We start from the raw sequence: 12,977 nt of genomic DNA, 5'->3' as shown, positions 1-12,977 counted from the left end.
ATAAGGTGCTAGTTTTAGCGATTATTGTCGGTAAAGCGATATATTTTGAAAATCGCTGATATAACTCGCGTTACGGTCGATATTTTTAAAAACTGCCTCGATTAATTTTTCGCAGGCTGATTTTTAATAAAGAAGTCCATAACGTAAAATACTTCGTCATCAGGTATTTGTATTTCAAATGTATTTTCAATTGGTTGCAATGCTTTTTTTACTTTCATATACATCCAGTATTCATCTTGTCTTCTTTTCTCTTTATCAGGATGAGGAAGAAGGCTTTCTCCTTTTTGAAGACGGTCAACCATACAGCTCATATGCAGAATAACGCCCATTAAGCTATCAGGAGTTAGCTGTAAGGAAATTAATTCTTGAATTGTATTTAATGCGTAACGAATTGTTTTGATCAGTAATGCCCCATCGTTACGCTGCATTTGTTGTTCAAGAATATCCGCCATTTTTGCATATGTTTCTTCATACGTAATTAATTCTTGAATGGGCTGAATTACTGTGTAGTTTACGATGTCTTGGAAATGATATGTTAAGCACGGCACTTGCACATCGAAATTCGTGACGATACAAATGATGTTACGCTCTTTTTTTATGTTCTCAATCATTTTCGTTAAATCTTTTTCATGGACGATACTAATCGGAATAATTTCAATTAAGTCTTTATCAAATCTTAAATAGTTTTCTAACATTTTTTGAATAGCTAAAGCACTTCCTTCACCAGTTAAACAAGCTGTTAAAATAACAGATTTCATTGGAGAGAGAGGTTTTTTCTTTTCTTCTTGTACGTTTAAGTAAAATGGTGTTAAATTTTTTACTGTTTCATACAGCGCATCTAATGAATAACCGAGCTGAGCTTTTCGAGCTGCTTCTAGTGCATGTGGTGTGCTCGTCATCGAGAGAACACGTACAGGGATTTTGAACTCCGTTTCTAATATGTCACCGATATAAGCAAGTGACCCCATATCAACAAGTAAGAGAAGCCCATTTACATTTTGTAGTGTTTTCATATACACTTTCACACGTTCCAAGAAATCTTTCGGTGATTCGTGTAACGGCATATCAATACCGGTTACTTCCTCAATGCCGAGAAGTTCGTTTGCAACGTTTGCCATTTCAGTTGCGATGCCATTACCGTGTGCTAATATTAATACTTTTACTTCTGTTTGTGAGGCAGGAATTGGATCAACAACGAAGAACATTGTTAAAAAGCCAGCTTCATCAATAGGCATTGTTATTTGTAATTCTTCCTCCAGTAGTTGAATGCATTGCATAGCGACGGAAAAAGCTTCTTTATATTTCGTACGAATTTGATTTAATTGTGGGTGATGTATTTGTTTTCCGCTTTGTAAACGTTGTAGAGTTGTCTGTACATGTAAACTTAAAGCGAGAAATACTTTTTCATCAAACGTCTTAGATAAATGCTTTTCAGCAAGTTCCGCTATTTTTTCACATACGGAAACGATATTACGATCCACAATTTTAAAAACATTTTCATGGCTTGTTTTTTTGGATATTTGGTTAAAATATTGTACGAAAAAGCTTTGAACATCATTTTCTATTAGTAATTCTAATTCTTCCTCTTCGATACCACGGGCTTGAAGTTCTTCGTATTTATAGTCAATATAATCGTAAATAGAAGAGCGTTTTTCATCTTCTGTTTTATGATTACTCCAACCTTCCTCACCTGTAAATACAAATGTTTCATTTGGTATTTGGTATAAGTGACGGCTCTTCCTTTCAATGAACAACCCTTCTTTCATATACCAAGGTAAATCTGTACTTGAAACATAGACAGAATCACGTTTCTTTGTGACCAAATCAGAATAGGCTTTCGCACAGGCAATTTGAACATCTGTTTTTAATTGACCAATGTTATTGGGACAATTATAAAAGACGAAAGCACGCATTGCATTTGGGCTAACGTGAATGTCTTTTCGCAGACGAATTGCTTCATTTGTGAAAAATAGCTGTAGTAAAGCAAAGCGCTCTTTATGTGTACGCTCACGAAGTGGTGGCAGCGTAACAGTCATCGGTATACGTCTTGTAAATGTTTTTAATAAAAATGAATTTGGTTCTTCTGTTGTTGCAGTAATGATTAATACTTGTGCTTTACGTTCGTTCTCTGTTTCTCCAAGGCGGCGGTACACTCCGCGGTCAATAAAGGTGAAAAGCATTTCTTGTCCCTCTGGAGGTAGGCGATGTACTTCATCTAAGAAAAGAATTCCTTCATGTGCTTTTTCAATTAATCCTTTTTGATCACTTGCTCCTGTGTAAGCTCCTTTTTTAATCCCAAATAATTGCCCGAGTAGTAGCTGTGGATTATTTGCGTAATCAGCACAGTTAAAGACGATAAATGGTGCATTTTTAGGAAGCTGTTCAACTTCAATTGCATATTCGTGCATTAAAGAAGCAAACATAGACTTTCCGACCCCTGTTTCTCCCAGTAGTAAAGTATGCATACCGTTTGGAGGATAGAGCATAGAAGCTTTCGCTTTTTCAATTGCGATTTTAAGGCTCGTATTTTCAATTGCAAATGTATCTAATGAAGTTACTTCTTTTGAATGCGTTTCCAACGAAGTGTTCGTTTCTATGTAAAAACGAACAGGTCGCGTATTTGTTTTTAATAAACGTTTATCTTTTACAAGTTTGTTTAAGTCGCTACTTACATTGGCGCGATCTAGTTGCAACAGGGTAGCTAGTTCTGATGCGGTTACACCTTCTGTATAATTGCCTTCTTGTATTGCGTTAAAAATGAGATCTATTCGTTTCATTTCTATTCACCTCGAAACTTCATCACTATTTAAAATTTTACACAAAAATGGGAAGGGTGGGAAGAGAAAAATAAAACAGCTTTAGCACATAGGCACTAAAGCTGTTACAATCTTGTGTCTTTCCAAAAATTTACCTTGAGATGAGAAGAAGGATTATAGGGAAGAAGTTTGTATCCTTGTGACTGTAAATAATCAATTACTTTTGGCAGTATTTGTACGGTTACACTCGAATCATGCATTAAAATGACTTCTACTTGTTCATCACTTTGATTACGTACTCTTTCGAGTATGGCAGAAGGATTGTCATAGCTTTTCCAGTCGTATGTATCGATTGTCCAATCCCACATTTTATACTGGGCCGATACAAGTGCGTCACGGTAATTCTTTTTTAAGTAAGGCATACTACCATATGGAACGCGAACGAGATGTGTATTTAATTTCGTAACTTGCTGGACAATGCTTTGTGTTTGCTCCATTTCTGCAATTAAAGTGGAAGGGTCACCAGTGTAAAGGCGTTTTACATCATGTGACATGCTGTGGAGACCGATATAATGTCCTTCTTTAATTAATCTTTGCATCGTTTTTGTGTAATGTGGCACTTTTCCGCCAATAACAAAGAAAGTTGCTTTTCCGTTCTTTTCTTTTAAGATGTTTAAAATTTGTGTAGTATATTTGTTTGGCCCGTCATCAAATGTTAAGTACGCAATTTTTTGTGTAGGAGAGGTCGTTTCAGTATTTGGATGATATTCAGCAGGAATAACAGTTGTTGCTTCAGTATTAGATGATGCGTACATAGTAATGGTTAAAAATAAAATAATACATTGCAATACTCGCTTGATCATAACATTCACCCTCAGTTTGACAATCAAGATGTAAAAAGAAAACTTGATACGTTTCTTATTATGTATATCTTTCTCCAATAGAGGAACTCTCAAACAATCTATATTTTGGAAATGTAAAATAATGAATAAAAAAATAGCATCCTCTTATAAGAAAGAGGGTGCTATTTGAATATTTCATAATGGTAAAGGCTATACTACAATTAGTCTTCGCGTTTTTTCACTTTTTTATAAAAGGAAATAAGTGGTTTGTAACGTTCATGTACAAGCCCGATTATTTCAGCAATGATTTCTGTGAAGAAAATCAAAGCGAAAAGAAGAATAATGGATAACCATAACGTTGCACTAGTGAAAATAATGGCATTTACACTAAAGAAAATACCGAATGCGTATATTATTAGTACCGTTTTGCGATGAGAGAATCCCATTGCAAGTAAGCGGTGATGTAAATGCGATTTATCTGGTGCTGAAATAGGTTTTTTATTTACGATACGACGGATGATTGCAAATATCGTATCAAATATAGGTACACCTAAAATGATAATTGGAACAATAAAACTGAATAACGTTACACTTTTGTATAATCCAAGTAACGATATAACAGAAATACAGTATCCTAAAAATAGTGCTCCTGTATCTCCCATGAAAATTTTTGCTGGATGGAAGTTGTAGAATAAAAATCCAATTGTACTTGCTAATATAATTAATGCGAGTGGCAAGATAATCGCTGTTCCAGTACCCCATGGGCTAGTGAAGGCCATATATGCTAGCGTTGCAAGTACGATAGATGAAATCCCAGCAGATAATCCATCTAAGCCGTCAATTAAGTTGATTGCATTCGTAATACCTACAAGCCAAAATACTGTAATTGGATAAGCAAGCCATCCAAGTTCAGTATCCCCAAGGAATGGGATATATAATACTTGCACTAATAATCCACTTTTTACAATCATAATGGCAACTAACAGTTGTCCACCGAATTTTACTCTCGCAGATAACTCGTACATATCATCTAAAATTCCGATGATTACAATGATAATCGCACCTAGCGTTATCGATAACATTCTTTGCTCATATAAGCCGCCGACAACAAATCCTACAGCTACACCGATAAAGATTGCTAACCCGCCAAGACGTGGCATAATCTTTTGGTGCACTTTACGTGCGTTTGGCTTATCTGTCGCTCCTATTTTAAAAGCTAATTTAATAACTAAAGGAGTAACGACGAGTACAGTGATGAAAGATGCCAAAATGGCATAAATCACTTGTGAGTCCATTAATACCCCACCCTTTATAGTCTAACGTAATTTTTTTTTGGAAATATATTTATCTGAAAATTATGATGTTTATTTACAGGCTCATAACATATGGTATCACAAAAAGATTAGAATTCAATCTTTTTTTCTTTTTACGGTTAATGGAAGCGGATAGAATATATGACAATTGTATATAGAATATTGAATCATATAAGAAGGTTAATCGTACTGGACTTTGGAATATGACATTTCCTCTTTTTCTTCGATAGTGAATACTTTTAGTTCAGTATTATAAGTGTTACACGTAGAAATGAGTAAGTCTCGTGTTAAAATGTGGGAATTTATCTGGAGTGAGCTGGTAACTGGATTCCCAATGATTAAGTTTCACTTTATATTATAGTGCATTTAATTTTACAAAAACTTTAAAAAGAATGAGGGAAGTAATTCATATAATGAAAAAGGAAAAGAGTTTTCTCATTTTTAATGTGAGAGGGGGAAGCGCAGGGAGAATTCTATATTTCATATCTTTTCTATTGTATATTCCTGTGCGAAAAGGAAATGAAAATTACGATAGTAGGTACTGGATATGTTGGATTGATTACAGGAGTAGGATTGGCAAAGTTGGGGCATTCAGTTACATGTTTTGATATAGATGATGAGAAAATTGAACGGATAAAACAAGGGGATTTACCTATTTATGAGGTTAGATTACATGAATTAATAAATCATGCATATGAGAATAATGCTTTAACTTTCACATCAAATAAAGAAGAGGCGTTTGAGGATGTAGAGTTTATATTTATTGCAGTTGGAACACCACCTTTATTAGATGGGACGGCGGATTTAACATATATTCAGAGTGCTTGTAATGATATTGGAGTATATGCGACGAACGATATTATTGTTGTTACGAAAAGTACAGTTCCAGTAGGTACAAATGATGTAATGAAAGGATGGATTGAGGAGGAGTTAAAGGGGAGATATACATTACATATCGTATCGAATCCAGAGTTTTTGCGTGAAGGTTCAGGTATTTATGATTTCTTTCATGGAGATCGTATTGTAATTGGAGCAGATAGTGAGGAAGTAGCAAGAAGAGTAAAGAGTTTGTATAGCGAATTACGCTTAGAAACGTATGTTACAGATATTAAAAGTGCAGAGATGATTAAATACGCGTCGAATGCCTTTTTAGCTACAAAGATTAGTTTCATTAATGAAATTTCAAATATATGTGAGAAGGTAGGCGCAAATGTATTGGATGTTGCTAAAGGGATGGGAATGGATAAGAGGATCGGTGCATCTTTTTTAAATGCAGGTATTGGATACGGGGGATCATGTTTTCCAAAAGATACGAAAGCGCTGGTGCAAATTGCGGGAAATGTTGCTCATGATTTTCGTTTGTTAAAAGCGGTTATTGAAGTAAATAATAAGCAACAACTGCTATTGATTGAAAAAGCGAAAAAAGTCATGAACATGAATAAAAAGCGGATTGCAGTTCTTGGCGCATCCTTTAAACCGAATACGGATGATATTAGAGAGGCATCATCTCTTATTATAATAGAAGCATTAATTAATATAGGTGCAGATATTGTTCTTTACGACCCAAAAGCAATTCAATATGTGAAAAATATATTTGGAGATGCTATACAATATAGTAGATGTATAGATGAATCGATTAGAGATGCGAGTGCGGTTTTTATCGTAACAGAATGGGAAGATATTCAAACTTATCCGTTAGAAAAGTACGTACAACTTATGAGGGAGCCTATTTTATTTGATGGGAGAAATTGTTATACTGATGAAGATGTTAAGAAACAAAAGATAGATTATTACTCGGTGGGAAGAAAAAGTATTTGTAATAGAAAAGTTTCTGTTATGCGTTAAAAAGGGATGTACTCATACATATTTTTATATGTCATAATAGAAGCTGTAATTAGTGAAAGAAAAGAGGCAATCACATGACTGAACGTTTAAAAGTAATGACAATTTTCGGGACACGTCCAGAAGCAATTAAAATGGCACCTCTTGTATTAGAGTTGCAAAAACACCCAGAAAAAATTGAATCGATTGTGACTGTAACAGCACAACATCGCCAAATGTTAGACCAAGTATTAAGTATCTTTGGAATTACGCCAGATTTCGATTTAAATATCATGAAAGACCGCCAAACTTTAATTGATGTTACAACGCGTGGCTTAGAAGGTTTGGATAAAGTAATGAAAGAAGCGAAGCCGGATATTGTACTTGTACATGGTGATACAACAACAACATTTATTGCAAGCTTAGCTGCTTTTTATAATCAAATTCCAGTAGGTCATGTTGAGGCGGGCCTTCGTACGTGGGATAAGTATTCTCCATACCCAGAAGAGATGAATCGTCAATTAACAGGTGTAATGGCGGATCTTCATTTCTCACCAACAGCAAAATCAGCAACGAACTTACAGAAGGAAAATAAAGATGAGTCACGTATTTTCATCACAGGAAATACAGCGATTGACGCGCTACAAACGACTGTAAAAGAAACATATAGTCATCCTGTACTAGAGAAACTTGGAAATGATCGTCTTGTACTTATGACAGCTCACCGTCGTGAAAACTTAGGTGAACCGATGCGTAATATGTTCCGTGCAATTAAGCGTCTTGTTGATAAGCATGAAGATGTACAAGTTGTGTACCCTGTTCATATGAACCCTGTTGTTCGTGAAATAGCAAATGAAATTTTAGGTGAACATAACCGTATTCATTTAATTGAGCCGCTAGATGTAATTGATTTCCACAATGTTGCAGCTCGTTCATACTTAATGTTAACGGATTCTGGTGGTGTACAAGAAGAAGCTCCATCACTTGGGGTACCAGTTCTTGTTCTTCGTGATACAACAGAGCGCCCTGAAGGTATTGAAGCAGGTACGCTGAAATTAGCAGGAACAGACGAAGAGACAATCTTTGGTCTTGCTGATGAGTTGTTATCAGATAAAGAAGCTCATGATAAGATGGCGAAAGCATCTAATCCTTACGGTGATGGTCGTGCATCAGAGCGTATTGTAGAAGCAATTTTACAACACTTTAATAAGTAAATAAAAAAGGCCCAATCGGATAGATTGGGCCTTTTTGTTATGGCTGATTGCGCATAATCCACTCTGCATGAGCATTTGTAGAAGGTGGCGGATCAGTTGGTGTTTTATTTTGGTTTGTTTCTTTTTTTGTTTGTTCGTTAGAACTTGAATTTGAATCAGGATTTGAGTTGTTTTTTGTAGTTGGATTTTTTGCTTTTTCTCCTAATTCTTTTTCAATTTCGTTACGCACCGTTTCTACACTGATTGGATCTGGAAGGAAGTAATAAATACCGCCTACCTTTTTGTCTTCGCCTTCAAGCTTTAACGTTTGCATTGTAGAAGGATCAAATCCAGAAATTTTATTGTAAAGAGCAAGTCCGTCTGAAATAGGAATGTCGGTTTTTATATATTTTCCAACGACAGCCGTTAAATCTTTAATTTTAAATACAGTAGATGTGGAGTTTAGTTTATGAGCAACAGCGGCCAGTAATTGTCTTTGTCTAGCAGCTCGACCATAATCGCCATTTGGATCTTGCTTTCGCATACGGACGTAAGCAAGTGCTTCTTCACCGTTTAAGTTTTGCTGTCCTTGCTTAAATTGAATTTTTTTGTAGTAATCCACGTCAGAGCGCTCCCAGAAATCGAAGGGTACGTCAACAGTAACACCGCCAACAGCATCAACGATACCTTTAAAGCCTTGGAAATCAATTTTAAGATAATGGTCTACAGGAACTTTTAGAAAGCCTTCGACAGTTTTGATTGCCATTTCTTCTCCGCCGTAAGCATGGGCAGCGTTAATTTTGTCTTCTTTATTTTTACCAACAATTGTAACTCGAGAATCACGAGGAATACTCATAAGTGAAATCTTTTGCGTTTTCGGGTTGACTGTTGCAAACATTAATGAGTCTGTACGACCATTTTGACCGTCTGTCGCATAATCTTCTATACCCATAATGAGAATTGTAAAAGGTTCCTTTGTAATTTCTACATCTTTGTTTCTTAAATCCGATTTTTCACGAGTAAAACCACTATACATCCCCATAAGAGAAGAGTAAGAATTTAACACATAAACTCCTATACTGCCAAATAAAAATGCGAAAATAAGGAAGAAGAAAAGTTTCCTTCTTCGTTTCTTTTTTATTCTGCTATTTTGGAGATGATAATAACGTTCTTCCATATATAATCTCCTTAGTTCGTTAGTTCATTTGTAGGGAAGTAATTCACTACATTAATCTTTAAAGGTGATAAAAGAGTTATGCTTAGATAACATCTTGTTCTAAGTACAACATATCTCCTTCTGTAATTGTACATTTCCCGTTTGTTAATTCAATCATCCAATCTGTAAAGGCTTGTTTGCCGTCTTCTTCAACATACGTATCAAATGTGACATTTTCTAGATAATGTATATCTTTAATGGCATATTTTGAATTGCGTAATTCATTTTCCACTTTGCCAAGTAATGTGTAATCAATCTCGGTTTGCATCACACGCATTAGTTTTCGCTGGACAACACCGACATGATTAATGCCTTCGCTTGTACACTTTCCATATGCACGAATTAATCCACCTGCGCCAAGTTTAATGCCACCAAAATAGCGTGTTACGACAACAACGGTATCTTTTAGTCCACGTTTTTTAAGTCCTTCTAGCATTGGTACGCCAGCTGTACCGCTAGGCTCGCCGTCATCATTTGCTTTTTGAATATGATCTTGTTCGCCAATTAAATAAGCGGAACAATTATGTGTTGCATTCCAATGTTGTTTTTTTATTTTTTGTATAAATTCTTGAGCCTCTTCCTCAGTCGTTGCTCGGCTAATATAACAAATAAATCTTGATTTTTGAATGACGATTTCGTGTTCGCCGTAGTCTTTGATTGTTAAATATTGTAATAGCACTTGTATACGCCCCTATCTATCAAAATGACTAGTACTTTCCATTTTAAAAGCGAGGCTTTTTATATTCAAACATTTTTTCTAAATACGTTGAAGTTTTTGGTGATTATTTTATCTTTTTGTTGTAATTTGTCGAGATGGTGAGTATAATTTCAACCGGCATTTCCCTGTATGGATGCACCATTTGTAGTTTTCGTGTAAAATTAGGAAATAAAACTTTTTATAAGGCAGGTACGAAAATGAAAATAGCTATTGTTACTGATAGTACAGCATATATACCGAAGCAAATTCGTGATGAACTCAATATATATATGATTCCATTAAACGTTGTGTTTGGAACAGAATCTTATCAAGAAGAAGCTGAAATTTCAGCAGATGATTTTTATGTGAAAGTACGTGAACAAGAGGAACTTCCAAAAACTTCTCAACCAGCAATCGGAAAGTTTGTTGAGCTATATGAAGAACTAGCTAAAGATTATGATGCAGTTATTAGTATTCACCTATCAAGTGGAATTAGTGGTACATATCAAACATCAACAACAGCTGGACAGATGGTAGAGGGTATTGATGTATATACGTATGACTCTGAAATTAGTTGTGAAGTACAAGGATTTTATGTGCGTGAAGGTGCAAAGTTAGCAAGTGAAGGAAAGAATCCAAAAGAGATTATCGCTCGTTTTGATGAAATGAAGAAAACGATGGACGCCTATTTTGTAGTTGATGATTTACATCATTTGCAACGTGGTGGTCGATTAAATAGCGCGCAAGCTTTCATCGGCAGTCTGTTACAAGTGAAGCCAGTTTTATATTTTAGAGATAAGATCATTATTCCGTTTGAAAAGATTCGTACACGTAAAAAAGCATTAAAACGTATCATTGAAATTTTTGATGAGCAAGCAAGTAAAGGTGTACCTATGGAAGCAGTTATCATTCATGCGCAACGTGAAGAGGAAGCGAATGAATGGAAGAAAGAATTAGAAGCAAAATATCCTCACGTCACAATTCGTACAGGTTATTTTGGAGCTGTAATTGGTACGCACTTAGGTGAAGGTGCATTAGGTCTTGGATGGTATACGAAGTAATAAAGATATAAAAAGCTCTCTTTTTAAGAGGGTTTTTTTACGGGTATGTTACGTTTAGTTGACAAGTTAATATTTGGAAATGGTAAAATGTACGTAAAATAAAATAATGAGGAAAGTTTTATAACTTACTTTTTACAAGAAACTATATTATAATAGAAGAGAGGTGAAACATATGGAGCATAATTCTTGTTTATGTCCAAAGTTTGAGTCAGCTTTTACTTTGCTTAGTAAGAAATGGACTGGCTTAATTATTAAATCTTTGCTTGAAGAGTCGAAACGTTTTAGAGAAATCGCAGATATCATCCCAAATATGAGCGATCGTATGTTGTCAGAGCGTTTGAAGGAATTGGAAAGCGAGGGCATTGTAGTTCGTGATGTTTATCCAGAAGTACCAGTTCGAATCGAGTATGGCTTAACTGACAAGGGAAAAGCGTTAGAAAGTGTTATGGATGAGGTCCAAAATTGGGCTGAGAAATGGATGAAGTAGCATTTCATTTGTATTCGTATATTTAATAAAACGTAAGGGATTCCTTACGTTTTTTCTTTGTTCACAGAAGTGAGAAAAGTATATAAATTTCTACACATACATACAAAAATATACGAATTTTGCGCTAGAGCTACAAATAATATTACATTTGTTTTACAAAAACGTAACATTAGCAAAAAAAATCCCGAATTATGGTATAAATTTTATAGGTTATATACGGAAAAAGAAAAAAGAAAGCGGTGTAAAAAATAAAATGAAAAAGCTAAAAATGGCATCTTGCGCATTAGTTGCAGGGTTAATGTTTTCAGGACTAACACCAAATGTATTTGCAGAAGATAAAATTTCTGACGTGAAATCACAAATTAATACACAAAATGACACTTTACATAAACAACAACAAGAACGTGATGAATTACAAAAACAAATGAATGACTTAAACAAAACAATTCAAGGTTTAGATAAGTCTGTTCAAGAGAATGCTGCAAAACTTGATGAAACAACGAAAAAAGTTTCTGATACTGAGCAATTAATTGAAAAGAAAAATAAAGATATTGCAGAATTACAAACAAAGATTGCAAAACGTGAAGAGTTATTAAGAAAGCGTTTAGTTGCACTTCAAGAACAACCAAATACGAACGTTGTAACAGAAGTTCTTGTAAACTCTAAAAACGTTGCAGATTTAGTTGATCGTTTAACTTCTGTTTCTAAAATTCTTGAGTCTGATGAAGATATCATGAAAACACAGCAAGAAGATCAAGCTAGTGTGAAAAAAGATGTTGCAACGGTAAAAGAGAAACAAAAAGAATTAAAAGAAGCACAAGCTCAAATTGAAACTGCTAAGAAAGAACTTGACGCTGAAAAAGAGAAAAAAGCAACAGCGGTAAACGATTTAAGCGGTAAAATGGATACAGTTGTAACTACAATGACAAGTACGGAAAGCCAATTAAAAGAGCTTGAGAAACAAGCGTTACAATTACAACGTATTGCAGAAGAAGAAGCACAAGCAAAAGCTGCACAAGAAGCTGCTGCTCAAAAACAAGCAGAGCAAGCTGCTAAAGCTGCGCAAGCTCAGCCAGCACAAGCACCTGCAGAGCAAGCTGCACCAGCAAACAATGGTGGACAAGCTCAAAAAGAAGAGCCTAAAAAAGAAGAACCTAAAAAGGAAGAACCTAAAAAAGAGGCACCTAAAGCAGAAAAGAAAACACCAGAGCAAAACCCAGCACCAACTCCACCGGATACTGGCGTAATTGGTAAAGCTAAGCAATATTTGGGTAAGCCATATGTTTGGGGAAGTGCATCTCCATCAAACGGTGGTTTTGATTGTAGTGGATTCATTTCTTACATTTTTGGTGTAGGTCGTCAAGATGTTAGGGGTTACTGGAACTCAGTTTCTAAAATAAGTAGTCCACAGCCGGGAGACTTAGTGTTCTTCCAAAACACTTATAAAGATGGTCCATCTCACATCGGTATTTACGTTGGTAATGGCCAAATGATCCATGCTAGTGATAAAGGAATTGCGTACGGTGATATTAACAGCTCATATAACCAAAAACATTTCTTAGGTTACGGTCGATTCTAGGATCTATAAAAG

General features: G+C 35.2%; 10 protein-coding genes. 5 read left to right on the top strand and 5 right to left on the bottom strand.

The window, feature by feature from the left end; translation table 11 throughout:
- Nucleotides 1-101: 101 nt before the first annotated feature.
- The 3 genes from BCG9842_RS25740 to BCG9842_RS25730 form a co-directional block, all read right to left on the bottom strand.
- On the bottom strand, nt 102-2,777 hold the full coding sequence (locus tag BCG9842_RS25740; RefSeq protein ID WP_000820955.1) for a PRD domain-containing protein: 2,676 nt from the start codon (nt 2,775-2,777) through the stop codon (nt 102-104).
- Between the two features lie 104 nt (nt 2,778-2,881).
- The gene (locus tag BCG9842_RS25735) at nt 2,882-3,619 is read right to left on the bottom strand and encodes a polysaccharide deacetylase family protein (protein WP_000597185.1); all 738 of its coding nucleotides are present in this window, start codon (nt 3,617-3,619) and stop codon (nt 2,882-2,884) included.
- 200 nt (nt 3,620-3,819) lie between these two features.
- Nucleotides 3,820-4,893 (bottom strand): glycosyltransferase family 4 protein, encoded by a 1,074-nt coding sequence (locus BCG9842_RS25730; RefSeq protein ID WP_000378320.1) that lies wholly within the window; start codon nt 4,891-4,893, stop codon nt 3,820-3,822.
- Nucleotides 4,894-5,430: 537 nt separating this feature from the next.
- Here BCG9842_RS25730 and BCG9842_RS25725 point away from each other — a divergent pair.
- Nucleotides 5,431-6,756 carry a UDP-glucose dehydrogenase family protein gene (locus BCG9842_RS25725; RefSeq protein WP_000704926.1) on the top strand — a complete coding sequence of 442 codons (1,326 nt, stop codon included), beginning with the start codon at nt 5,431-5,433 and terminating at the stop codon, nt 6,754-6,756.
- Between the two features lie 74 nt (nt 6,757-6,830).
- Nucleotides 6,831-7,946: a non-hydrolyzing UDP-N-acetylglucosamine 2-epimerase gene (gene wecB, locus BCG9842_RS25720; protein WP_000140145.1), complete on the top strand. Its 1,116-nt coding sequence runs from the start codon at nt 6,831-6,833 to the stop codon at nt 7,944-7,946.
- A gap of 37 nt (nt 7,947-7,983) precedes the next feature.
- Here wecB and BCG9842_RS25715 read toward each other — a convergent pair whose 3' ends face one another.
- Together BCG9842_RS25715 and BCG9842_RS25710 are read right to left on the bottom strand one after the other, a co-directional pair.
- Nucleotides 7,984-9,102: an LCP family protein gene (locus tag BCG9842_RS25715; protein ID WP_000392803.1), complete on the bottom strand. Its 1,119-nt coding sequence runs from the start codon at nt 9,100-9,102 to the stop codon at nt 7,984-7,986.
- Nucleotides 9,103-9,184: 82 nt separating this feature from the next.
- Nucleotides 9,185-9,820, bottom strand: coding sequence for a YigZ family protein (locus BCG9842_RS25710; RefSeq protein WP_000926668.1), 636 nt, complete (start codon nt 9,818-9,820; stop codon nt 9,185-9,187).
- A 236-nt stretch (nt 9,821-10,056) separates the two neighbouring features.
- On the opposite strand from BCG9842_RS25710, the gene BCG9842_RS25705 reads away from it, so the two are divergent.
- The 3 genes from BCG9842_RS25705 to BCG9842_RS25695 all read left to right on the top strand — a co-directional run bounded on the left by BCG9842_RS25705 (nt 10,057) and on the right by BCG9842_RS25695 (nt 12,965).
- A complete protein-coding gene (locus tag BCG9842_RS25705; protein ID WP_000684725.1) occupies nt 10,057-10,899 on the top strand; it encodes a DegV family protein in 843 nt (280 codons plus the stop codon).
- 172 nt (nt 10,900-11,071) lie between these two features.
- Nucleotides 11,072-11,386: a winged helix-turn-helix transcriptional regulator gene (locus BCG9842_RS25700; protein ID WP_000400856.1), complete on the top strand. Its 315-nt coding sequence runs from the start codon at nt 11,072-11,074 to the stop codon at nt 11,384-11,386.
- Nucleotides 11,387-11,534: 148 nt separating this feature from the next.
- Complete coding sequence (locus tag BCG9842_RS25695; protein ID WP_000499488.1) at nt 11,535-12,965, top strand: C40 family peptidase; 1,431 nt, start codon at nt 11,535-11,537, stop codon at nt 12,963-12,965.
- Nucleotides 12,966-12,977: the final 12 nt, after the last annotated feature.

The sequence above is a fragment of the Bacillus cereus G9842 genome, assembly GCF_000021305.1.
GTDB lineage: Bacteria > Bacillota > Bacilli > Bacillales > Bacillaceae_G > Bacillus_A > Bacillus_A thuringiensis_S.
This window is presented reverse-complemented; position numbering and strand designations above follow the sequence as displayed.

Coding starts and splice junctions, on each gene's coding strand:
- BCG9842_RS25740 (WP_000820955.1), bottom strand. CDS start 2,777: ATGAAACGAATAGATCTCATTTTTAACGCAATACAAGAAGGCAATTAT.
- BCG9842_RS25735 (WP_000597185.1), bottom strand. CDS start 3,619: ATGATCAAGCGAGTATTGCAATGTATTATTTTATTTTTAACCATTACT.
- BCG9842_RS25730 (WP_000378320.1), bottom strand. CDS start 4,893: ATGGACTCACAAGTGATTTATGCCATTTTGGCATCTTTCATCACTGTA.
- BCG9842_RS25725 (WP_000704926.1), top strand. CDS start 5,431: ATGAAAATTACGATAGTAGGTACTGGATATGTTGGATTGATTACAGGA.
- wecB (WP_000140145.1), top strand. CDS start 6,831: ATGACTGAACGTTTAAAAGTAATGACAATTTTCGGGACACGTCCAGAA.
- BCG9842_RS25715 (WP_000392803.1), bottom strand. CDS start 9,102: ATGGAAGAACGTTATTATCATCTCCAAAATAGCAGAATAAAAAAGAAA.
- BCG9842_RS25705 (WP_000684725.1), top strand. CDS start 10,057: ATGAAAATAGCTATTGTTACTGATAGTACAGCATATATACCGAAGCAA.
- BCG9842_RS25700 (WP_000400856.1), top strand. CDS start 11,072: ATGGAGCATAATTCTTGTTTATGTCCAAAGTTTGAGTCAGCTTTTACT.